Origin of the sequence: Enterobacter cancerogenus, from assembly GCF_019047785.1 — a bacterium.
Taxonomy (GTDB): Bacteria; Pseudomonadota; Gammaproteobacteria; order Enterobacterales; family Enterobacteriaceae; genus Enterobacter; species Enterobacter cancerogenus.
In genome coordinates, this window is sequence record NZ_CP077290.1 from 1,635,427 (window position 1) to 1,658,729 (window position 23,303).

Below are 23,303 nucleotides of genomic sequence, written 5' to 3' on the forward strand. Positions count from 1 at the left end.
AGAAAAACAGTCCAACGTTGTAAAACGGTGCCGCGGACTTATTCCCCGACACGCTCATTCAAAGCCTGCGGATTGTACGTGATAAACATCGCGTCCCCGTAGCTAAAAAAGCGATATTTTTGTTCTACCGCAGACTTGTAGGCCGTCATCGTGTGCTGATAACCCGCGAAGGCCGACACCAGCATAATTAATGTTGATTCAGGCAGATGGAAATTGGTTACCAGCGCATCAATCACTTTGTACTGGTAGCCTGGGTAGATAAAGATTTGGGTATCGCCAAAGAACGGCTCGATAAGATCGGTTTTTGCCGCCTGCGCCGCGCTCTCAAGGGAACGCACGGAGGTTGTCCCGACCGCCACAACACGGCTTCCACGCGCTTTCGCCGCCAGCACCGCGTCAACCACCTCCTGCGGCACTTCGGCATACTCGGAGTGCATGATGTGATCTTCAATGCTGTCTACGCGTACCGGCTGGAACGTCCCCGCGCCAACGTGCAGCGTGACGAATGCCATCTCAATGCCTTTTGCGCGCAGCTTTTCCAGCAGCGGTTCATCAAAGTGCAGGCCCGCCGTGGGGGCAGCCACCGCGCCAGGCTTCTGGCTGTAGACGGTCTGGTACAGCTCACGGTCAGACTCTTCATCCGGGCGCTCAATGTACGGCGGCAGCGGCATATGGCCGATGGCGTTGAGGATATCCAGCACCGTGCGTTCGTCGTTAAACTCCACCTCAAACAGCGCATCGTGGCGCGCGGTCATGGTCGCGTTAATGCTCTCGTCATCGCCCAGCAGCAGCTCTGCGCCCGGCTTCGGCGCTTTCGAGGCGCGAATATGTGCCAGAATACGTTTATCATCGAGCATACGTTCAACCAGCACCTCAATCTTGCCGCCGCTGGCTTTTCGACCAAACAGGCGCGCCGGGATCACGCGGGTATTGTTAAACACCAGCAGATCGCCAGGGTTGAGCTTGTCGAGCAAATCGGTGAAAGTACCGTGCGTCAGCTCGCCCGTCGGCCCGTCCAGTGACAGTAAACGGCAGCTACTGCGCTCAGGCATGGGATAGTGAGCAATCAGGGATTCAGGTAATTCAAAGGAGAAATCGGCGACGCGCATGACGTATACTCGTGACTTAAAAACAGGCGGCATAGTCTAGTGCTCACACCCTTTTGCTGCAACAACTAGCCGCCCCCGGACAAATAAAACGCATGAATTTTCTCGCTCACCTGCATCTTGCTCATCTCGCTGAAAGCTCTTTATCCGGCAACCTGCTGGCCGATTTCGTGCGCGGCAACCCCGCCGAGGCGTATTCCGCAGAGGTTGTCGAAGGGATCTTTATGCATCGCCGGATCGACGTCCTGACCGATAACCTGCCGGAAGTGACCGAAGCGAAAGCATGGTTCCGCCCCGAAACCCGCCGCGTCGCGCCAATTACGCTCGACGTCATGTGGGATCACTTCCTGTCGCGCCACTGGGAACAGCTGTCGCCGAACCTGCCGCTGCCGGAATTTGTACGCTATGCCCGTCAGCAGGTGGCGATAATTTTACCGGACTCCCCGCCGCGTTTTGTCAATCTCAACAACTATCTGTGGTCTGAACGCTGGCTGGAGCGGTATCGCGAGATGGATTTTATCCAGAACGTCCTGAACGGCATGGCCAGCCGCCGCCCGCGTCTCGATGCGCTACGCGATTCCTGGTACGACCTGGACACGCACTACGACGCGCTGGAGAGCCGTTTCTGGCAGTTCTACCCGCGCATGATGGCGCAGGCGAAAAACAAACAGCTGTAACAGGATCTGCATTGATAGGTAAAAGCTGGCTGAACGATTGTCAGCACCTCTTTGTCTTATGGCTGCACACTCTCTATACTGGCCCGCGTTGCGTTCCAAATAACCTTAGTATCTACAGGAGAATCATATGGTTCTGGTAACTCGTCCGGCTCCGGATTTTACGGCTGCAGCAGTTCTGGGCAACGGTGAAATCGTTGAAAACTTCAACTTCAAACAGCATACCAACGGTAAAGCGACCGTTCTGTTCTTCTGGCCAATGGACTTCACTTTCGTTTGCCCGTCTGAGCTGATCGCGTTCGACAAACGTTATGAAGAATTCCAGAAGCGTGGCGTGGAAGTCGTTGGCGTCTCCTTCGACTCTGAATTTGTACACAACGCATGGCGTAACACCCCTGTCGACAACGGCGGCATCGGTGCGGTGAAATACGCGATGGTTGCGGACATCAAACGCGAAATCCAGAAGGCTTATGGTATTGAGCATCCGGACGCAGGCGTTGCGCTGCGCGGTTCTTTCCTGATCGACGCGAACGGTATCGTTCGTCACCAGGTTGTGAACGATCTGCCGCTGGGTCGTAACATCGACGAAATGCTGCGCATGGTTGACGCGCTGCAGTTCCACGAAGAGCACGGCGAAGTGTGCCCGGCTCAGTGGGAAAAAGGGAAAGAAGGCATGAACGCGTCTCCGGACGGCGTGGCTAAGTACCTGTCTGAGAACGTATCCAGCCTGTAATCGGCACGGTTTACGAAGAAGGCCCGCTTGTGCGGGCCTTTTTGTTTGTGCGTTTCCCCCCTCACCCCAGCCCTCTCCCTCAAGGGAGAGGGGGCAATCCGTGCGGAAAACGCTTTCGCTCCCTCGCGTTAAAACGCGAAGCATGAACAGCCAAGCACGCCCCAGAACGCCTGCTCGTCCGATACCGGAATCGATGACTGGCGCGCGATACCGTGCGCGTGCCCATGCACCCCGCAGCTGCCAATACACTGATGCATCTGAACCACTGCGCCAACGTGATTGACTGCAGGCGGCGCAGAGCGGTAATGGCCTGGCACTTTCACCACCGGTGACCACTCCGGCACTACCGGAACAGGCGGCGGCGACAGCGGGCTAAACTGCCCGGCGGCATACACCACCTTGCCATCGACCACCGTCAGCACCGATTCAATGCCCTTAATCTCCTCCTCCGGCACGCTGAAGTAGTCTTTCGACAACACCACCAGATCCGCAAGCTGCCCTTCGACCAAGCGGCCCTTCTTGCCCTGCTCGCTTGAGAACCATGCGCTGCCCGCCGTCCACAGCTCCAGCGCCACGTCGCGCGGCAGGCGGTTGTTATCGTCATACATTGCCAGCCCACCCACGGTGCGCCCGGAAACCAGCCAGTAGAGCGCCGTCCACGGGTTGTAGCTTGCCACCCGGGTTGCGTCGGTACCTAACCCAACCGGCACCTCCAGCTCCAGCATTTTGGCCACTGGCGGCGTGTGTTTCACCGCCTCTTTGCCGTAGCGATCGACAAAGTACTCTCCCTGGAAGGCCATACGATGCTGCACCGCGATCCCGCCGCCCAGGGCCTTCACGCGCTCGATGTTGCGCTCGGTGATGGTCTCCGCATGGTCAAAGAACCAGTGCAGGCCGTTAAACGGAATATCGCGGTTGACCTTCTCGAATACGTCCAGCATACGGCTGATAGATTCGTCATAGGTAGCGTGCAGGCGGAACGGCCAGCGATGTTCTACCAGATGGCGCACCACGCGCTCCAGCTCGTCTTCCATCCCTTCCGGCAGGTCCGGACGCGGCTGGAGGAAGTCTTCAAAATCCGCCGCCGAGAAGACCAGCATCTCGCCCGCACCGTTGGCACGGTAAAAGTCCGTTCCCTGCCCCGGCTTGAGCATGTCGGTCCAGCGCTCAAAATCTTCCAGCTCCTGTTTAGGACGCTGGGTAAAGAGGTTGTAGGCAATACGTACCGTCATCTGCTCTTTGGCGTGCAGCTCGGCGATCACCTCGTAATCTTCCGGGTAGTTCTGGAAGCCGCCGCCCGCGTCGATGGCGCTGGTCAGCCCAAGGCGGTTCAGCTCGCGCATAAACTGGCGCGTGGAGTTCACCTGCTGCTCAATCGGCAGTTTCGGCCCTTTCGCCAGCGTGGCGTACAGGATCATGGCATTCGGTTTGGCGATCAGCATCCCGGTCGGATTGCCGTGGTTATCGCGCACGATCTCACCGCCCGGCGGGTTTGGCGTCTCTTTGGTATAGCCGACGGCTTTAAGCGCCGCCCGGTTAAGCAGGGCGCGATCGTAGAGGTGCAGGACAAACACCGGGGTATCCGGCGCCGCTTCATTAAGCTCCTCGATGGTTGGCATCCGGCGCTCGGCAAACTGGAACTCGCTCCAGCCGCCTACCACGCGCACCCACTGCGGGGAAGGCGTACGGTCAGCCTGATCTTTCAGCATCCGCAGCGCGTCCACCAGAGACGGCACGCCTTCCCAGCGCAGCTCCAGGTTGTAGTTCAGCCCGCCGCGGATCAGGTGCAGGTGCGAATCGTTCAGGCCAGGGATGACCGTACTCCCCTTCAGGTCAACAATCTGGGTGCCCTGGGTCGCAAAGCTCATGATGCGATCGTGATTCCCCGTGGCAAGGATCTTGCCGTTGGCGATGGCGACCGCTTCCGCGAGCGGATTGTCGCGATCGAGGGTGTGGATCTTACCGTGGGTTAAGATCAGTGTGGCAGTGTGGGACATAAGGTCCTCCTTTGGGCCGAATCAGGCTTTTTTCAGCCATCCGGCAAACAGACGGGTCACGATGGGCATCCATAGCCAGACCACCAGCGCGACGACACAGGCATCGTTAATCAAATGCAGCAATAAAGAGCCTTTCAGGCCAGGAAGTAGCGCCCCGGTTACCTGCGGCACCACGTTGGTGCTGGGGAAAATCACCAGCAGCGTGATAAGAAACTGCTTCCACTGCTTCGGCTTGCGGATGTGCGGTTCGGGCGGGGTAAACCAGAATGCCGCGTCGGTGCGCACTTCGGTTTTGTCTCCTTCCGCCAGTAACGGCTCAATCTCTTTCACCAGCGCGTTACGGGTTTCAGACTGCGTCCATGCATAGAGGTGTTCGGGGGTGTCGAAACGAATAATGATCGTCCACAACTGCTGTCCTTCCTGGGGGCGGATCACGTTCGCGCCAAGGTGTCCGGGAAAGTCCGCCGCAATGGGCATAATTTTGCCAAGCCACTGTTCGTACCGCTCAGCCTGTCCCGGAAGAAGCGTGTGAGCAATCACCAGCGTCACATGAGATGTTTGCGCCATATAAATTCCTGGTCAAAATCGGGCGGGAAAGACCCGCCCTGAAAGGCTTAAGCTTTACGCTCAGGCGCGCCATGTACGAGGGTATAGGCATAATCGACACCCATGCCGTACGCGCCGCTGTGCTCGCGCACCAGGTCCATCACCGCATCGTAGGTGCCTTTACGTGACCAGTCGCGCTGGTACTCAAGCAGAACCTGCTGCCAGGTCACCGGCACCGCACCGGCCTGTACCATACGGTCGATAGCGCGTTCATGGGCATCCACAGAAGTGCCGCCGGAGGTGTCGGTTACCACGTAGACTTCAAAGCCCTCATCCAGCGCCATCAGCGCCGGGAAGGTCAGGCAGACTTCGGTCCACAGGGCAGAGATGATGAGTTTTTTGCGGCCCGTCGCTTTTACCGCCGCAACAAACGCGTCATCTTCCCAGGAGTTCATTGAGGTACGTTCAATCGGTTTGACGTCAGGATGAACTGCCAGCAATTCTGGCCAGATATAACCACTAAAACTTTTTGTTTCGACTGAGGTATAGATAACCGGTATATCAAATATTTTGCCGGCTTTCGCCAGGGCAATCGTATTATTCTTTAATAATTGTCGGTCAATATTAGCGACACCAAAGGACATTTGTGGCTGGTGATCGATAAAAATTAATGCGGAGTTTTGTGGGTCAATCAGTTCACGAATAGACATAAAAGTACCTTTTAATCAATGTGTTAAAAGCCAACGTTTGTGTGTGCTAAATGAGAAAGGGCCCTGACTGATTAAGCAAATTGAGTATAGCGAGAATTGATTAAGAGGATATTAAAGAAATTTGTCTCCTCTGGTGAATTAAACAGAACAAGATCGAATATATTCTGCGGCAGGAAATAAACACCTGCCGCGATTAAGGATTAATTGCCGAACCAGATACTGGCGGAAATGGCAGGTAGCGACAGGATATTTTCCTGAATGGTGCCTTTTCCCTCTTTAAGCAGCCACCTTTTTACGTTTAGCAGCGGAGAGTGGTCCAGCACCACCTCACAGGCTTCACCGCGGTTTATCGCCACCAGCACGCGCTGCTGGTTATAGACGCGGACAAACACCACCACGTTATCGTGGGCGTAGACCACCTGACAGCCGCCGTAGCGCAGGGCGAGACTCTGTTTACGCACTTTCGCCAGACGCTGATAGAGGCTAAACAGCACCTTGTCCTGTTTTTCTGGCTCCCATGGGAAGGTTTTGCGGCAGAACGGATCGTTATTGCCATCCAGCCCCACCTCATCGCCGTAGTAAATGCAGGGTATGCCCGGCCAGGTAAAGAGCCAGGTAACGGCCAGCGGCAGGCGCGCCACGTCCTTACCCAGTAGCGATTTAAAGCGGGCGGTATCGTGGCTGTCCAGCTGGTTGAACATCCTGAGCTGCTGCTGATGCGACAGCCCAGCGCGGTAGTTATCCATCCACGCCATGCAGGTTTCAGCGTCGATATGCTGCGGATCGTAAGAGATATCCGTGTTGGCAAGGAATCCCCACAGCGGGAAGGTAAAGCCGCGATAGTTCATCGACGCATCTTCTGCATCGGCCTGCAGCCACTGGCGGGCGTCGCCAAAATGTTCACCAAAGACGAACGCGTCGGGGTTGGCGACTTTCGCCGAGTGGGTGATTGCGGCAACGTGGGTCAGGTTGTTTCGCGCCCCACCCGCTTCGCCCAGCATATGCACCACGTCCAGCCGCCAGCCGTCCATGCTCCACGGCGCCTTCAGCCAGTGGCGCACAATGCTCTCATCGCCACCGTAAATCTCATTCACCAGCGTGGGCGACTGAAAATCCAGCTTCGGCAGGCTGGGATAGCCCAGCCAGTCGAGCGCGCGCCCTTCCTCATCGAAGCTGTACCAGTCGCGCTGCGGCGAATCCGGGTTGTGGCACGCGCCGCCCATCGACTGGTTATGGCGATCAAACCAGGCGTGCGAATCGCCGCTGTGGTTGAATACGCCGTCCAGAACCAGACGCATACCTTCGCGCCGCGTATTTTCCCGTAAGCGCAGGAGCGCTTCATCGCCGCCAAACTGCTCGTCAACGTGACGATAGTCCTGGGTATCGTATTTGTGCACGCTCGGGGCTTTAAACACCGGGTTCAGGTACAACGCGGTGACGCCGAGGGATTTCAGGTACGGAAGTTTTGCGCTGATCCCGTCGAGATCGCCGCCGTAAAAGGTCGAGCCGCCCGCCTGCGCGGTAAGCGGTTCATCCCATGCTTTCAGGATAATTTCGTGCCCTGCCGCATGGTGGTAATAGACCTTATCCTGATCCGTGGACCGCTTTTCGCTTCGGGCAAAGCGGTCCGGGAAAATCTGGTAAAAGACCTGGTCATTAACCCACTGCGGGCCGTGATCGGGATAATCCACCGCGAATTGCTCCAGGCGCGCGGGCGGGAAACGGCTGAACCCCTGCGGAGTGAACCACAGTTGGCGGTTATTCCACAGCAGTTTAAAGCTATAGCGCCGACGCGGCTGGCCGCTGCCCAAATCAATATTCGCCCGCCACGCCGTCACCCCAGGCTGCGGCTGGCTGCGCTGTTTGTGCATTTTCAGCGTCGTTTCTTCGTTATCCACTTCAGCGCGAAGCGTCACGCGTTCAGGCTGATTTTCTCCTGCCAGCCAGAGCGTAATCACCAGATTGTCTTTGTTTTGCTTAACAAATGGGGCAACCGGAAGGTGCCAGGCATTTAACATCACGAATCCCCTTTGATGAAATTGACGTCACCTTGCCACAGGGTAGTTAAGGTTAGCTCACCATGAGGGGATTTATTGGGGGAGGAGGACGGGGGAGGAGGCATCAGGCCCCTCTCCCACAGGGAGAGGGGAAAGAGGATTACTGCGCTTGCGCCAGCTGACGGTCATGGCGGCGTTTAAACACCCAGCCCACCAGCAGCAGGACGATCCACGCCAGGCCGACGTACAGCGAAATGCGGGTATCCGGGTGATAGCCAATCAGGCCGATGATAAACACCAGGAAGATCAGCCCGGCCACGGTGGTTGGTACCCCGCCCGGCACTTTAAACTTCAGCGCCTTAACCTCGTCCGGCGGCAGCCGACGGCGGAACGCAATCTGCGACAGCAAAATCATGATCCACACCCACACGGTAGCGAACGTGGCCAGCGAGGCAATCACCAGGAAGACGTTTTCCGGCATGATGTAGTTCAGGTAAACCGAGAACAGCAGCGCAACGGTCATGACCACCACCGTCACCCACGGCGTACCGCGGCGCGACGTTTTGGCAAACACCTTCGGCGCGCTGCCCTGCTCCGCCATGCCGTGCAGCATACGGCCTACGCCAAACACGTCACTGTTGATCGCGGAAAGCGACGCGGTGAGCACCACGAAGTTCAGAATGCTGGCCGCAAAGGCAATGCCCATGTGCTGGAAGGTCAATACGAACGGACTGCCGTTGGTGCCCACCTGGTTCCACGGATAAATGGACATGATCACGAACAGCGTACCCACGTAGAACACCAGAATACGCATCGGCACGGAGTTGATGGCGCGCGGAATGGATTTCTCCGGGTCTTTCGCTTCGCCCGCGGTAATACCGATAATCTCGATCCCACCGTAGGCAAACATCACCATTTGCAGCGACATCACCATTCCAAGCCAGCCGTTGCTGAAGAAGCCACCGTTGGTCCACAGGTTATGGATCCCGGTCGGCTGCCCGCCGTTACCAATACCCCAGATGATGATGCCGAAACCGGCGAGGATCATGATGATGATGGTCGCGACTTTGAAGAAGGAGAACCAGAACTCCAGTTCACCAAACACCTTCACGCTCATCAGATTCACGGCGCAGATGATCAGCACGACGCTCAGCACCCATATCCAGTGCGGGACGGCGGGGAACCAGACGCCCATATAGATACCAAACGCCGTGACGTCGGCAATTGCCACTATCAGGATTTCAAAGCAGTAGGTCCACCCGGTAATGAAGCCCGCCAGTGGGCCGAGGTTTTCCTGAGCATAACGCGAGAAGGAGCTGGCGGACGGATTATGAACCGACATCTCCCCGAGCGCGCGCATAATGATGTAGGCCGCCACGCCGCCGATGATATAGGCCAGCAGCACGCTGGGACCGGCCATTTTGATGGCATCTGCCGAGCCATAAAAAAGACCGGTACCGATAGCAGAGCCCAGCGCCATAAAGCGGATGTGGCGAGTGCTCAGTCCACGTTTAAGTTTGTTAGTGCTTTCCATTTAAGTCTTGCCATTCAACACGAAAAAACAAAAAACCACGGGGCCTTAAGCCCCGTGGTTAAACACTTTGTTGCCGTTGATTAATGGGCGTTCGATGTTACCTGACGCCCTGCAGCACGGTCCCAGACAATGGCCAGAACCAGCGCGACAACGGTAGGCAGCAGCCAGGCCAGACCTTGCTCGGACAGCGGCAGACGCTGTGTCCAGCCAGGCAGCACTTCACTGAATGCCGATGCTTTAATCCCGTCAAGGATACCAAAAATCAGGCTGATAAACATGGCCGGCGCAATAATTCGCGAGGAGTTGTTCCACCATGGACGGGTAAAGCTCAGCACCACCAGCACGATGCACGGCGGATAGATGGCCGTCAGCACCGGAATAGAGATTTGAATCAGGTGGCTCAGCCCCAGGTTGGATACCGCCATGGAGAAGATGCCAAGGATAAAGACCAGCGTGCGGTAAGAGAGCGGCAGATACTGGGCAAAGAACTCCGCACAGGCGCAGGTCAGGCCAACCGCGGTCACCAGACACGCCAGGAAGATCAGTACCGCCAGCAGCATGCTGCCCGCACCACCAAAGGTGTGCTGAACGTAAGCATGCAGGATCGCCGCACCGTTGGCATTCTGATCAACCAGCGTTGCGCTATCGGACCCCAGGCGGAACAGCGCCAGATACAGCAGCGTCAGGCCCACACCGGCCATCAGGCCAGCCCAGATGGTGTAGCGGGTCAACAGACGCGCTTCGGTCACGCCGCGAGAACGCGCGGCATTCACGATAACAATACCGAAGACCATCGCACCCAGCGTATCCATCGTCAGATAGCCGTTTACAAAGCCGTTAGAGAAGGCTGCGTTCTGGTAGGCATCCATCGCGTGGCTGATAGGCCCCGCCGGCCAGATGATGGCGGCAACGGCCAGCACGATCAGCGCAATGATTTTCAGCGGAGCCAGGAAATTACCCACGGTATCCAGCAGTTTGCCCGGATAAAGGGAAACCAGAATCACGATGGCAAAATAAACCAGGCTGTAGATAAACAGCGGCATCGCGCCGTCACCGGTCAGCGGAGCAATCCCCACTTCGAAGGAGACGGTCGCGGTACGCGGGGTCGCAAACAGCGGGCCAACGGCCAGATAGCAGACGGTCGCCAGCAGGACGCCCGCCACTTTGCCAATTGGCGTGCTGAGGCTATCGACGCCGCCACCCACTTTCGCCAGCGCGACCACGGTAAGCACCGGCAGCCCCACGGCAGTAATCAGGAAGCCAAACGCGGCGGTCCAGACGTGTTCACCCGCCTGTAAACCAACCATAGGAGGGAAAATGATGTTGCCTGCGCCAACGAACAGCGCAAATGTCATAAAGCCCAGCGCGATGATGTCACGCGATTTTAAGTGATGGGTCATAGAACCTTACTGCCTGTGGATGTGGTGTTGAAAACGTTGAGATTTTCGCCATCCCTCGCGGGACGATACAGCGGAAAATTTGCTCAATTTCAGCGGGATATGCTCCCGTCCTGGCGTGGCGAAGAATAGTTTTTCGATTTACCACGCAAATACAGTCGGTCTGACAGTATATGGGGGGCAATTTAAACGCTTATAACGTTTAAAGGCAAGGAGGGATCGTAAAACCAGAACAATATACCAGCATAGAAATTCAAGGCAGCACGATACGCCATATTCAGGAAAAACCCATGGCTAATCATGCGAACAAAAAAACAACAGCCGTATAATATTCACCCGCGTTTCGCTTGACTGCAAAGCAAACGGGCCAGCATACGCTGACCCGTGGAAAGGTAAAATGACACACCCGCCGTCAGGCGATCTTTTTGGCAATCAATCGTTCCGGCATGACGAAACTGAAACGGGTTCCTTTGCCCGGCGTACTCTGAATATCAAGACGGCTTTCGTGGTGATTCACCGCATGTTTCACAATCGCCAGTCCAAGACCGCTGCCCCCGGTCTGGCGTGAGCGCGCTTTATCCACACGGTAAAAACGCTCGGTCAGGCGCGGAAGGTGCTCCGGCGCAATGCCCGGCCCGTTATCCTCGACGCTGAACTCAGCCCCCGCCGGGGTAGGCTGCCAGCGCACTACGATATGCGTTCCCTCCGGCGTGTGGTTCACCGCGTTATAGACCAGGTTGGAGATGGCGCTGCGCAGCTCATCCTCGCTGCCGAGCACTTTGAGGCTGTTATCCACCTCAAAGCTGAAGGAGTGTTTCTTATGGCTTAACGTCTGTGCTTCACGCTCCACCACGCGCAGCATCATCGGCACGTCAATGGTGTCAGTGAGCGCCAGCGACGGAGCCGCTTCAATTTTCGAGAGCGTCAGCAGCTGCTTCACCAGCCCTTCCATCCGGTGCGTCTGCTCGCGCATGGTGTGCAGGGCTTTCTCGCGCGGTGCTCCTTCCAGCGTTTGCTCCTGCATCATCTCCAGATAGCCCTGCAGCACCGTCAGCGGCGTGCGCAGTTCGTGGCTAACGTTGGCGAAGAAGTTGCGGCGCGCCCCTTCCAGCTGGTGCATCTGGGTCACGTCGCGCGCCACCATCAGCCACTGCCGATCGCTGTAGGGCATCACGCGGATCTCAAGATGACGGCCATTGTTGAGCTTCAGATCGTGCGGGCGGGTAAAGTCACGCTTTTTGAGGTACAGCGTGAACTCGGGATAACGCAGAAGGTTAAGGATATTCTGGCCATTGTCATCCGGCCAGCGCAGGCCGAGCAGCTGTTGCGCCAGGCCGTTACACCAGAAGATGGTCCCCTCTTCGGTGGTTAAAATAACCGCATCCGGCAGCGATTCTGCGCCGCTGCGAAAGCGTTTTATCAGGCTGCCCAGCTCGCGGCGGCGCTTTTTATTACGCATCTGCATCTGATGCAGGCCGTACAGCAGCGGCTCCCAGCTTCCGCTTCCCGGCGGAGGGGTCATACTTCTGTCCACCCACAGCCACCAGGAGAGGCGCAGCAGATTCCAGAAATGCCAGATCAGCAATCCGGTCACCGCGGCCAGTAAAAACCACGGCAGATAGCCAAAAATAGCCCCCAGAATGAAGGCCGGAATACAGCATAAGATCAGTTCAAAGACGAGCCTTTTCCATGACAGACGTTCCAGCACGCGTCACACTCCTGTCATTGTTCAGAAACGGGTCGAAAAACGATAACCCGTGCCGCGGACCGTCTGCACCATGCGATCGTGGCCGCTCAGTTCCAGCGCTTTACGCAGGCGGCGAATATGGACGTCAACCGTTCGGTCTTCGACATAGACGTTAGTTCCCCAGACGTTATTCAGCAACTGTTCGCGGCTGTAGACGCGCTCCGGGTGGGTCATAAAGAAGTGCAGGAGCTTAAATTCGGTCGGCCCCATGTCGAGAGGATTTTCGCCGGTCATGACGCGGTGCGAGGTCGGGTCAAGGCTCAGGCCCTGCATCTCAATCACCTCTTCCACCGCCATCGGCGAAATACGGCGCATCACGGCTTTAATGCGGGCAACCAGCTCCTTCGGGGAGAACGGCTTGGTAATGTAATCATCCGCGCCGGTTTCCAGACCGCGAACGCGATCCTCTTCTTCACCGCGCGCCGTCAGCATAACCACCGGAATATCGCGGGTCATCGCTTCACGTTTAATGTGTTTGATAAACTGCAGTCCGGAGCCGCCGGGCAGCATCCAGTCCAGCAGGATCAAGTCGGGCCAGGGTTCATTCAGCTGATTCACCGCACTGTCATAATCTTCCGCTTCAATCGGCTGGAAACCGTTTTGTTCGAGCACGAAGCACACCATTTCACGAATCGGAGCTTCATCTTCTACGACCAGAATACGTCTCGCCATACTTTGCCCTGTTTTGTCTTATTTAAGTTACATGTTGTAATTCGGCGCCATTATGCGTCAGATTTATGACAGATTTATGAAAAACATTACCATCATCAATGGCAAACTGTTGTTTTATTACAGCGGTTATTTTCCGTTCCCTGAAAGTTTATAATCCCCCCCATCTTTTTTCGCCACGGATCTGATATGCGCATACTTCACACCTCGGACTGGCATCTGGGTCAAAATTTTTACAGCAAAAGCCGCGCCGCTGAACATGAAGCGTTTCTGAACTGGCTGCTGGAGACGGCCCGGTTGCAGGAGGTCGACGCAATTATCGTGGCAGGCGATATTTTTGATACCGGACAGCCGCCGAGCTATGCGCGCGAGTTGTATAACCGCTTTGTGGTCAACCTGCAGCAAACCGGCTGTCATCTGGTGATTGTCGCGGGCAACCATGACTCCGTCGCCACGCTGAATGAATCCCGCGATATTCTGGCGTTCCTCAACACGACCGTGGTGGCGAGTGCCGGGCACGCGCCGCAGATCCTGAACAAACGCGACGGCACGCCGGGGGCAGTGCTGTGCCCGATCCCGTTTTTACGCCCGCGGGATATCGTTCAAAGCCAGGCCGGCCTTTCCGGCAGCGAAAAGCAGAAGCATTTATTGCAGGCCATCACCGACTATTATCACCAGCAGCACGCACAGGCCTGCACCCTGCGCGGTGAACAACCTCTTCCCGTTATTGCCACCGGCCATTTGACCACCGTCGGAGCCAGTAAAAGTGACGCGGTTCGCGAGATCTATATCGGCACCCTGGACGCCTTCCCGGCGCAAAACTTCCCGCCTGCCGACTACATCGCCCTTGGGCACATTCACCGCGCGCAGGTGATTGGCGGCTGCGAACACATCCGCTACTGTGGCTCGCCCATTCCGCTCAGTTTTGACGAAACGGGCAAGGCGAAATGCGTGCATCTGGTGAGCTTCACCGACGGCAAACTCAGCGCCGTTGAGCCGCTGGAAGTCCCTGTCACCCAGCCGCTGGCGGTACTGAAGGGCGATCTGGCCGCCATTACCGCCCAGCTTGAGCAGTGGCGCGGCGCAGAGCTTAACCCGCCCGTCTGGCTGGATATCGAAATCACCACTGACAACTACCTGCACGATATGCAGCGCAAAATTCAGGCGCTGACGGAAGATCTTCCCGTCGAAGTGTTGCTGGTACGCCGCAGCCGCGAGCAGCGCGAGAAACTTCTCTCAGGTGCCCGGCGCGAAACGCTTAGCGAACTCCGGGTGGAAGAGGTCTTCGAGCGGCGGCTTGCGCATGAAGAGCTGGACGATGACAAACGCACAAGGCTCAACGAGCTGTTTGTTCAGACTCTGCACACCCTGCATGATGAGGAAGAAAGCGCATGAAAATTCTCAGCCTGCGTCTGAAAAACCTCAACTCGCTCAAGGGCGAGTGGAAAATCGATTTTACCGCTGAGCCTTTCGCCAGCAACGGGCTGTTTGCCATTACCGGTGCCACCGGTGCAGGCAAAACTACCCTTCTCGACGCCATTTGTCTGGCGCTGTACCACGAAACGCCGCGCCTGCAAAAAGTGTCTCAGGCGCAAAACGACCTGATGACGCGCGACACGGCCGAGTGCCTGGCAGAGGTGGAATTCGAGGTCAAAGGCATCGCCTACCGCGCGTTCTGGAGCCAGAACCGCGCGCGCAATCAGCCGGACGGGAACTTACAGGCTCCGCGCGTGGAGCTGGCGCGCTGCGAAGACGGCAAAATTCTCGCCGATAAAGTGACGGATAAGCTGGAACAAACCGCCGCGCTCACCGGGCTGGACTATGGCCGCTTTACCCGCTCAATGCTGCTCTCTCAGGGGCAATTCGCCGCGTTTCTTAATGCTAAGCCGAGCGATCGCGCCGAGCTGCTGGAGGAGCTGACCGGTACCGAGATCTACGGGCAGATTTCGGCCATGGTGTTTGAGAAGCACAAAGCCGCCCGCAGCGCGCTGGAAAAGTGTGAAGCGCAGGCCGCGGGCGTCGTGCTGTTAAGCGAAGAGCAACAGCAGCAGTTGCAGCAAAGTTTGCAGGTGCTTACTGACGAAGAGAAAACCCTGCTGGCAGAGCAGCAAAGCCACCAGAAAGCGTTCCAGTGGCTGACGCGCAGCGACGAGCTGATTCGTGAACAGAAGCGCGCCGCCGCTTCGCAGCAGCAGGCGCAGCAGGCGCTGACCGATGCCGCGCCTGAGCTGGCAAAGCTCCAGCTGGCTCACCCCGCCGCCCAGCTACGCCCGCTGTGGGAGCGCCAGCAGGAGCAAACCACCCGCCTGGCGCAGACGACCCAGGTCATTGCTGAAGTAAACACTCGCTTACTCGACAGAGCAGCGCTGCGCTCGCGTATCCGCAACGGCGCGCTTCGCCATCGGGAGCAGCTGCAGGCAGAGCATACGGCTCTGGCGCAATGGCTGAGCGAACAGGATCGTTTTCGCCAATGGGGACAAGAGATTGCTGGCTGGCGGGCGCAGTTCGCGCAGCTGAATCGCGATAAAAGCCAGCTTGCGGCACAATCGGCGCGCATTGCTGAACTGCGCCAGAAGCTGGCTGAAATGCCGGAGAGCGCGCTGACGCTGACGGCTGAGGCTATCACCACGGCAATGGAGCAGCAGGCGCAGTCACGGGCGCTCCGTCAGCGCCTGACCGCGCTACACGCACGCTATCAGCCACTGCAAAAACGGCTGCGCCAGAATGCGCAAAGCGTGCAGAAAGCGCAGGCTGAGCAGGTAACACTTAACGAAACCCTGAGCCTGCGCCGTCAGCAGTACAAAGAAAAAAACCAGCACTATCAGGATGTTGTTACGCTTTGCGAACAAGAAAAGACCATCAAGAAACTGGAGGCGGAGCGGGCAGATCTGCAGGCAGGCAAACCTTGCCCGCTCTGCGGTTCAACCACTCATCCGGCCATCACGGAATACCGGGCGCTGGAGCTGAGCGCCAACCAGCTGCGTCGTGACGCGTTAGCCAAAGAAGTTGCCGCGCTAAAAGACGAAGGGTTGCTGGTGCTCGGGCAGGTGAATGCCCTGACCCAACAGATCCAGCGCGAGACAGAAGAAGCTCAGGCGCTCTCTCAGGAAGAGCAAGCACTCACTAAAGAGTGGCTGGAGGTCTGCACCTCCCTGAATATAGCGCTGAACATTCAGGATGATATCGCCCCGTGGATGAGCGAGCAGGAGCAGTACGAACGCCAGCTGTATCAGCTCAGCCAGCGCCTGACCCTGCAAAACCAGCTCAATGAACTGGACGCACAGGCGCGCCAGTACCAGCAGCAGCTGACGTCGACGCGTCAGGCGCTGGCATCCTCGCTCCAGTCGCTGTCGCTTAACGTGCCCGATGACGGGGCTGAAAGCGTCTGGCTCAGCGCACGCGAAACCGAATATGCCCAATGGCAGGATAAACAGACCCAGCACGGTGCGATTCAGGAACGTATAAACGCGTTAACGCCCATTCTGGATACGCTGCCGGTCGGCGACGACGCACAAGCCGAAGCGGTGATTCCTGAACACTGGCGCGCGATCCACGACGAATGCGTGTCGCTGCAAAGTCAGCTCAGTACGCTTCAGCAGCAAGAGACACTGGAGCGCGAACGGCTCCAGTACTCGCAGGCCCAGTTCAGCGCCGCGCTGGACGCAAGCTGCTTCACCGATCGCGAGGCGTTCCTTGCCGCACTGCTGGATGAGGATACCCTCCGTCGTCTTGAACAGCTTAAGCAGACGCTTGAAAATCAGCTTCAGCAGGCCACAGCGCTGGCCGGGCAGGCCAATCAGCAGCTTGCCGGACATCAGACGCTTCGCCCGCAGGGGCTGGAAGCCGATGCACCTGCGCTGCAGGCGACACTGACGCAGCTGGCGCAAAAACTGCGAGAAAACACGACGCGCCAGGGTGAAATCCGCCAGCAGCTTAAGCAGGACAGCGACAACCGGCTGCACCAGCAGGCGCTGATGCAGCAAATTGAAGAGAGCGCCCGCCTGGCCGACGACTGGGGATACCTGAATGCGCTGATTGGTTCCAGTACGGGCGACAAATTCCGTAAGTTCGCGCAAGGCCTTACGCTGGATAATCTGGTGTGGCTCGCCAACCAGCAGCTTAACCGGCTGCACGGGCGCTACCTGCTTCAGCGCAAGGCCAGCGACGCCCTGGAGCTGGAAGTGGTCGATACCTGGCAGGCCGATGCCGTGCGTGATACGCGAACCCTTTCCGGGGGAGAGAGCTTCCTGGTCAGCCTGGCGCTGGCCCTGGCGCTTTCTGACCTGGTGAGCCACAAAACCCGCATTGATTCCCTGTTCCTTGACGAGGGCTTCGGCACTCTCGACAGCGAAACGCTGGATACCGCGCTGGACGCGCTCGACGCGCTGAACGCCACCGGGAAAACCATTGGCGTGATCAGCCATGTCGAGGCGATGAAAGAGCGCATTCCGGTGCAGATCAAAGTGAAGAAAATTAACGGACTGGGTTATAGCAGGCTGGATAAGGTGTTTGCGGTGGGGTGAGGATACACTGGTGCGGTCTGATGCCCTCACCCTAACCCTCTCCCACGGGGAGAGGGAATTGATCCCCCTCTCCCTCGAGGGAGAGGGCCGGGGTGAGGGGGAGCGGGCCGCACCACCCGATATCTCACTGTGGCCACAGCCACGCTGCGCCGCGCACGCCGCTGGAATCCCCGTGCACCGCTTTGCGGATGGGGGTTTCGCACTCTCCGCCGAAGACCCACTGCTTCACCAGGTTTGGCACCGTGGCGTACAGCCGATCAACGTTGCTCATGCCGCCGCCGAGGACGATAACGTCAGGATCAAGGATATTCACCACGTGCGCCAGCGATTTTGCCAGACGCATTTCGTAGCGACTGAGCGCCAGTTCCGCTACCGGATCCTGCTCTTCAACCAGCCGCATGATCGCATTGCCCTTGAGCGACTGCCCGCTCAGGCGATGGTAATCCGTGGCAAAACCGGTCCCGGAGATAAACGTCTCAATGCACCCCTGCTTGCCGCAGTAGCACGGAACCTCAGCACGGTATTTCAGCTCGTCTTCATCCATCCAGGGCAGCGGATTATGGCCCCACTCGCCCGCCGTGCCGTTACCGCCAATGTGCGCGCGGCCGCCAAACGCCACGCCTGCGCCGCAGCCGGTGCCAATAATGACCGCAAAGACGGTCTGCGCGCCCGCTGCCGCGCCATCAATCGCCTCCGACACCGCCAGACAGTTGGCATCGTTTGCCAGACGCACGTCGCGGTTCAGGCGTTGACTTACGTCTTTATCGAAAGGCTGCCCGTTGAGCCAGGTGGAATTAGCGTTTTTCACCACCCCGCTATAGGGCGAAAGCGATCCCGGGATGCCCATTCCCACGGTGCCGCGCTGCCCCGTGGCCTGCTCGGCCATCTCAATCAGGCTTGCGATTGTCTCGATGGTTTGATGATAGTCATCACGCGGCGTCGGCAAACGGTGGCGAAACAGCTGCTCCCCCTGCTCGCTCAGCGCGATAACTTCTGTTTTGGTGCCGCCCAAATCGATCCCAATACGCACAGGACACTCCTCTTTATTTTGATTATCAACAGAGTAGAAGCGGTCTACCCGATTAGCAATGCAAGCGATGCGACAATTCGCTATCATGCCCGCTGATTTAACGACAAGGCCGTGGAAATTATCATGCTGTGGTTCAAAAATTTGATGGTTTACCGTCTCAGCCGCGACGTTTCGCTGCGTGCAGAAGAGATGGAAAAACAGTTAGCCGCTTATACCTTTTCCCCTTGCGGTAGCCAGGATATGGCGAAAACCGGCTGGGTTCCGCCAATGGGTTCACAAAGCGATGCCTTGACCCACGCCAGCAGCACGGGCCAAATCATCGTCTGCGCCCGTAAAGAGGAAAAAATCCTGCCGACGCCGGTGGTGAAGCAGGCGCTCGAAGCGAAGATTTTCAAGCTGGAAGCCGAACAGGGCCGTAAGCTGAAAAAGACCGAAAAAGATTCCCTGAAGGATGAGGTGCTGCACTCGCTGCTGCCGCGCGCCTTCAGCCGCTTTAGCCAGACCATGATGTGGATCGACACCGTCAACGGGCTGATCATGGTGGACTGCGCCAGCGCCAAAAAAGCTGAAGATACGCTGGCTCTGCTGCGTAAAAGCCTCGGCTCGCTGCCGGTGGTGCCGCTGGCGCTGGAAACGCCGATTGAGCTGACCCTGACCGAATGGGTGCGTAGCGGCAGTGCCGCGCAGGGCTTCCAGATCCTGGATGAAGCCGAGCTGAAAGCGCTGCTGGAAGATGGCGGCGTGATCCGTGCCAAAAAGCAGGATCTGGTGAGCGATGAGATTGCGGTGCACATTGAAGCAGGCAAAGTGGTCACGAAACTGGCGCTCGACTGGCAGCAGCGCATTCAGTTTGTGATGTGCGACGACGGCTCCGTGAAGCGTCTGAAGTTCTGCGATGAGCTACGCGATCAGAATGAAGATATCGACCGGGAAGATTTCGCCCAGCGCTTTGACGCAGACTTTATCCTGATGACAGGCGAGCTGGCGGCGCTGATTCAGAGTCTGGTGGAAGGCCTTGGCGGAGAAGCGCAACGCTAAGGTAAAACACAGGCCGGGCACGCGTGAGCGCTACCCGGCTTAACTTTATTTCAGGTAGCGGCACAGATAAGAGGTAGGTTCAGCCACCTGCAAGTGAAACTCGCTGTGGCCCGGCACGTTGAAAACCTGGCCCGCGGCAAACACTTTCCACTCTGTCTCGCCCGGCAGCAAGACGTTCAGCGCGCCGCTGACAACCGTCATCTCTTCCGCTTCTGCGGTACCAAAGGTGTATTCCCCTTCAGCCATCACGCCGACACTGGCACGGCCAGTACTGCTGCTGGTAAAACCAATGGATTTCACTTTACCGGAAAAGTATTCATTACTTTGAAGCATGGGCTGGCCCTTATATTTATTGATAAAAATTCACTATAGGGGCCAGGCTCATCGCCTGTCACGCAAAATCATCAGACCAGCAGTTCAGAGGCCAGGCGGGCCACCAGCACGTTGGACAGGAGCACCGGCACATCCAGTGCTTTCTGCAGTAAATCACGATGCCGCTGGTGGAAACCCAGACAATCCAGCATCAGAACGTCAGCCCCCTTTTCTATCAGCTCCCGGCCCGCGGCAATCAGTTTCGTCTCGCTATCCCAGAACGGATTGGCCAGCGCGTAGTGCGGGGTTTTCGCCAGTACCTTCCATTTATTGGCCTGGTTATCGAGCAGCTCTTCAATAGGGACGATAACGCCCACCTGATGACCGTCGACAATAGAGGCAACCAGCGGCGGGATGATACGCATCGGTTCAAGGAGGATTGCATTACGCGCCACCAGGCCAGTAATGGGGGCGGTGCTCATCAGCAGGATGACGTCATAATTTTGATTATCAAGGACTTCAATGACGCCCTGCAGGGCGCGCTCAATTTTTTGTCGCGAGACGTGCGCTATTTCACCGTCACTTAACAATGTCGGCAGGGCATCCTCCCCCGGTTCAATAGCGTAGTCTTCCATGACCTCTTCCCGACTGATCTTACCCAACAGGCTCAGATGGACAATCTGTTGTTCAGAGATATGCTCGGTTAAGAGCGGTAACACTTCGCTTACGGGAACCACCCCAATAGTGAGGATCGCCAATGTTGCCTTCATTTTTTTCGCCTTCATTCACTACCACTGCGTTGACACAGGCACAGGCTCACTACGCTGCGCGCCTTCTGTTGCACTTTACCAGCACAAAAGCGTAGCAGCTGATCTTCAGACCGAAGTGTAAAGATCCCATGGCCTTTCCGAAAGCGCCTGTAATAACTAAATATTAACTCCTGCTTAACAACAACGCCGAGTTAAAAGTGTGATATCAACACAGTTGTAGCGAATTTAGGAATTTGTCAGGTCTTTTCAGGATCTTCGTAACGCCGTTTGGCGTCCCGCGCTTCCTGTTCAGTTTCATGTTCGCTGATCAGCGAGTCTGGTTTCGGGTGGTCAGCACGCAGCTGGTACCAGGTAACGGTTTGATCGCCGTTACCTTTTTCGACGGTAACAATACGGGCTTCACGCGGATAAGGGGGTCTGGTTGGCATAGTTCATCCTTTTTGACTGTCTGAACTATGAGTATAGACGGCGGCTAGCTGGCGCAAGCCAAACGCAGGGCGGTAATAATCTGAATTACCACCTCTTCAGGGGCAGCAGCGGCGTCAACCACATGGTGTGCCGCTTCGCGATAGAGCGCATCACGCTCCGCCAGCACCTCGCTTACCTCTTCGCTGATCGGCTTGCCGGTGAGCGTCGGGCGTTGCCCCTCTTCCGGAAAGGCTTCCAGTCTGGCCACCAGCGTGGAAACCGGGGCGCACAGATAGATTACGATCCCGTTCTCGTGCATAAACTGACGATTATAAGGTGCCAGAATGATCCCGCCGCCGGTAGCCACAACGGTGGAAGGTGCCGTTACCGCTTCGAGGGTTGCCGTTTCGCGTGCGCGAAAACTCTCCCAGCCCTCTTCGTCGACGATCTCCGCGATGGTTTTCCCGGCCTGCTTCTGTAGCCAGTGATCGGTGTCGACAAACTGACTGTGATTGATCCGCGCCAGTTCAAGACCAACGGTGGTTTTCCCACAGCCGCGGGGGCCAACTAAAAAGATGGGTGGGTTCATGACCAGGTGTTCCCCTTGAAGCCGGATGGCTGAAGACTGTAAAGAAATTATTGCAGAAGATGTTGCGTTTACTTTACTGCAAAGCGGTACGGAATGACAACCCTGTGGAGGCCACACTGTACCACAATTTAAGAAGGGTTCTTATTTCGCCGTGCGGCGCTTCACCTCGAGTAGCCATTTATCCAGCTCTGCGGCAAACTGCTGGCGGTCGCGTTGCGATAAGCTGTCTGGCCCACCGGTTTGCACACCGCTGGCACGCATCGTATCCATAAAATCACGCATGGTGAGTTTTTCGCGGATGGTCGCAGGCGAGTAGCGTTCGCCGCGCGGATTCAGCGCCGCCGCGCCTTTCTCCAGCACTTCTGCGGCCAGCGGAATATCCGCCGTGATCACTAAATCCTCGGCGCTGCACAGGCGCACAATTTCGTTGTCTGCCACGTCAAACCCCGCCGGCACACGCAGGGAACGGATAAACTTCGACGGCGGTACGCGGATATTCTGGTTCGCCACCAGCGTCAGCTGCATCTGCACGCGGTCGGCCGCGCGGAATAAAATCTCTTTAATCACATTCGGACACGCGTCCGCATCAACCCAAATCGCCATATGGTCTCCCCTTGTTGATCTGTGACTATTGTCGCCTGCATTTCGTTGTTAAGCTATCCATCAGAGACGACAACGCATAATAACGGAGAAACGTGATGGATAAGAAAATCGGGTTTATCGGCTGCGGTAATATGGGCAAAGCGATTCTGGGCGGTCTTATCGCCAGTGGACAAGTCCTGCCGGGGCAGATTTGGGTCTATACCCCATCACCGGATAAAGTCGCGGCGCTGCGCGATGAGTATGGCGTTAATGCGGCGGAAAGCGCTCAGGAAGTGGCCCAGGTGGCGGATATCGTCTTCGGTGCTGTCAAACCCAACATCATGATTAAGGTCCTGAGCGACGTCACCTCCAGCCTGAATAAAGAGACGCTGGTGGTCTCGATTGCCGCGGGCGTGACGCTCGACCAGCTGGCGCGTGCGCTGGGACATGACCGCAAAATTGTCCGCGCCATGCCGAACACCCCTTCGCTGGTCAATGCTGGTATGACGTCCGTGACCCCGAACGCGCTGGTCACCTCTGAAGACATTGCCGATGTGCTCAATATTTTCCGCTGCTTCGGTGAGGCGGAGGTCATTAATGAGGCCATGATCCATCCGGTGGTGGGCGTAAGTGGCTCTGCACCCGCCTACGTGTTTATGTTTATCGAAGCGATGGCGGATGCTGCCGTGCTGGGCGGAATGCCGCGCGCGCAGGCCTATAAATTTGCCGCACAGGCGGTGATGGGGTCTGCCAAAATGGTGCTGGAGACCGGCAAACATCCGGGTGAGCTGAAAGATATGGTCTGTTCACCGGGCGGTACGACCATTGAAGCCGTACGCGTGCTCGAGGATCGTGGGTTCCGCTCGGCTGTCATCGAGGCGATGGAAAAATGCATGGAAAAATCAGAGGCGCTCAGTAAATCCTGATCCGCAGTGCCGGGC

Annotated in this window: 21 protein-coding genes; 6 read left to right on the top strand and 15 right to left on the bottom strand. The window is 57.2% G+C overall.

All coding sequences use genetic code 11. The features are described 5' to 3' along the window. Positions 1-38: 38 nt before the first annotated feature. Positions 39-1,109 (bottom strand): tRNA preQ1(34) S-adenosylmethionine ribosyltransferase-isomerase QueA, encoded by a 1,071-nt coding sequence (gene queA, locus I6L58_RS07735; protein WP_088207856.1) that lies wholly within the window; start codon positions 1,107-1,109, stop codon positions 39-41. A 92-nt stretch (positions 1,110-1,201) separates the two neighbouring features. Here queA and acpH point away from each other — a divergent pair, with 92 nt between their 5' ends. Both acpH and I6L58_RS07745 read left to right on the top strand, forming a co-directional pair. Next, a complete protein-coding gene (acpH, locus tag I6L58_RS07740; RefSeq protein ID WP_058609307.1) occupies positions 1,202-1,783 on the top strand; it encodes an ACP phosphodiesterase in 582 nt (193 codons plus the stop codon). 127 nt (positions 1,784-1,910) lie between these two features. Next, entirely contained in the window at positions 1,911-2,513 is a 603-nt protein-coding gene (locus tag I6L58_RS07745) for a peroxiredoxin (protein ID WP_006176862.1), read from the top strand. 128 nt (positions 2,514-2,641) lie between these two features. On the opposite strand, the gene I6L58_RS07750 is transcribed toward I6L58_RS07745, so the two are convergent. The 8 genes from I6L58_RS07750 to phoB form a co-directional block, all read right to left on the bottom strand. Next, positions 2,642-4,510, bottom strand: a complete 1,869-nt coding sequence (locus I6L58_RS07750) for an amidohydrolase (RefSeq protein WP_088207857.1) — start codon at positions 4,508-4,510, stop codon at positions 2,642-2,644. Between the two features lie 21 nt (positions 4,511-4,531). Further along, positions 4,532-5,077: an antibiotic biosynthesis monooxygenase gene (locus tag I6L58_RS07755; RefSeq protein ID WP_006176860.1), complete on the bottom strand. Its 546-nt coding sequence runs from the start codon at positions 5,075-5,077 to the stop codon at positions 4,532-4,534. 47 nt (positions 5,078-5,124) lie between these two features. Further along, positions 5,125-5,766 carry a hydrolase gene (locus I6L58_RS07760; RefSeq protein WP_088207858.1) on the bottom strand — a complete coding sequence of 214 codons (642 nt, stop codon included), beginning with the start codon at positions 5,764-5,766 and terminating at the stop codon, positions 5,125-5,127. Positions 5,767-5,966: 200 nt separating this feature from the next. Then, positions 5,967-7,784: a maltodextrin glucosidase gene (gene malZ / locus I6L58_RS07765; RefSeq protein ID WP_088207859.1), complete on the bottom strand. Its 1,818-nt coding sequence runs from the start codon at positions 7,782-7,784 to the stop codon at positions 5,967-5,969. Positions 7,785-7,923: 139 nt separating this feature from the next. After that, a complete protein-coding gene (proY, locus tag I6L58_RS07770) occupies positions 7,924-9,297 on the bottom strand; it encodes a proline-specific permease ProY (protein ID WP_006176857.1) in 1,374 nt (457 codons plus the stop codon). Positions 9,298-9,377: 80 nt separating this feature from the next. Then, positions 9,378-10,697, bottom strand: coding sequence for a branched-chain amino acid transporter carrier protein BrnQ (gene brnQ / locus I6L58_RS07775; protein ID WP_006176856.1), 1,320 nt, complete (start codon positions 10,695-10,697; stop codon positions 9,378-9,380). 409 nt (positions 10,698-11,106) lie between these two features. Continuing rightward, the gene (gene phoR / locus I6L58_RS07780) at positions 11,107-12,402 is read right to left on the bottom strand and encodes a phosphate regulon sensor histidine kinase PhoR (RefSeq protein WP_088207860.1); all 1,296 of its coding nucleotides are present in this window, start codon (positions 12,400-12,402) and stop codon (positions 11,107-11,109) included. Between the two features lie 21 nt (positions 12,403-12,423). Continuing rightward, a complete protein-coding gene (gene phoB, locus I6L58_RS07785; RefSeq protein ID WP_006176854.1) occupies positions 12,424-13,113 on the bottom strand; it encodes a phosphate response regulator transcription factor PhoB in 690 nt (229 codons plus the stop codon). A 186-nt stretch (positions 13,114-13,299) separates the two neighbouring features. Here phoB and sbcD point away from each other — a divergent pair, with 186 nt between their 5' ends. Then, a complete protein-coding gene (gene sbcD / locus I6L58_RS07790; RefSeq protein WP_006176853.1) occupies positions 13,300-14,505 on the top strand; it encodes an exonuclease subunit SbcD in 1,206 nt (401 codons plus the stop codon). Next, positions 14,502-17,633: an exonuclease subunit SbcC gene (gene sbcC / locus I6L58_RS07795; RefSeq protein WP_088207861.1), complete on the top strand. Its 3,132-nt coding sequence runs from the start codon at positions 14,502-14,504 to the stop codon at positions 17,631-17,633. The genes sbcD and sbcC overlap by 4 nt, the downstream gene beginning before the upstream one ends. Before the next feature lie 124 nt (positions 17,634-17,757). On the opposite strand, the gene mak is transcribed toward sbcC, so the two are convergent. After that, positions 17,758-18,663, bottom strand: coding sequence for a fructokinase (gene mak / locus I6L58_RS07800; RefSeq protein ID WP_088207862.1), 906 nt, complete (start codon positions 18,661-18,663; stop codon positions 17,758-17,760). Between the two features lie 123 nt (positions 18,664-18,786). On the opposite strand from mak, the gene rdgC reads away from it, so the two are divergent. Further along, entirely contained in the window at positions 18,787-19,701 is a 915-nt protein-coding gene (gene rdgC / locus I6L58_RS07805) for a recombination-associated protein RdgC (RefSeq protein ID WP_006176850.1), read from the top strand. Between the two features lie 45 nt (positions 19,702-19,746). Here rdgC and ppnP read toward each other — a convergent pair whose 3' ends face one another. From ppnP to I6L58_RS07830, 5 genes are all read right to left on the bottom strand, one after another. After that, positions 19,747-20,034 (bottom strand): pyrimidine/purine nucleoside phosphorylase, encoded by a 288-nt coding sequence (ppnP, locus tag I6L58_RS07810; protein WP_006176849.1) that lies wholly within the window; start codon positions 20,032-20,034, stop codon positions 19,747-19,749. A gap of 71 nt (positions 20,035-20,105) precedes the next feature. Then, positions 20,106-20,783, bottom strand: a complete 678-nt coding sequence (locus I6L58_RS07815; protein WP_042320780.1) for an AroM family protein — start codon at positions 20,781-20,783, stop codon at positions 20,106-20,108. A 236-nt stretch (positions 20,784-21,019) separates the two neighbouring features. Then, positions 21,020-21,211 carry a protein YaiA gene (gene yaiA / locus I6L58_RS07820; protein ID WP_006176847.1) on the bottom strand — a complete coding sequence of 64 codons (192 nt, stop codon included), beginning with the start codon at positions 21,209-21,211 and terminating at the stop codon, positions 21,020-21,022. A gap of 44 nt (positions 21,212-21,255) precedes the next feature. Beyond that, positions 21,256-21,780, bottom strand: a complete 525-nt coding sequence (gene aroL / locus I6L58_RS07825) for a shikimate kinase AroL (RefSeq protein ID WP_088207863.1) — start codon at positions 21,778-21,780, stop codon at positions 21,256-21,258. 141 nt (positions 21,781-21,921) lie between these two features. Continuing rightward, positions 21,922-22,383 (bottom strand): YaiI/YqxD family protein, encoded by a 462-nt coding sequence (locus I6L58_RS07830; protein WP_058609316.1) that lies wholly within the window; start codon positions 22,381-22,383, stop codon positions 21,922-21,924. A 95-nt stretch (positions 22,384-22,478) separates the two neighbouring features. Here I6L58_RS07830 and proC point away from each other — a divergent pair, with 95 nt between their 5' ends. Next, positions 22,479-23,288 (top strand): pyrroline-5-carboxylate reductase, encoded by an 810-nt coding sequence (gene proC / locus I6L58_RS07835; RefSeq protein WP_088207864.1) that lies wholly within the window; start codon positions 22,479-22,481, stop codon positions 23,286-23,288. The last annotated feature ends 15 nt before the right edge of the window (positions 23,289-23,303 follow it).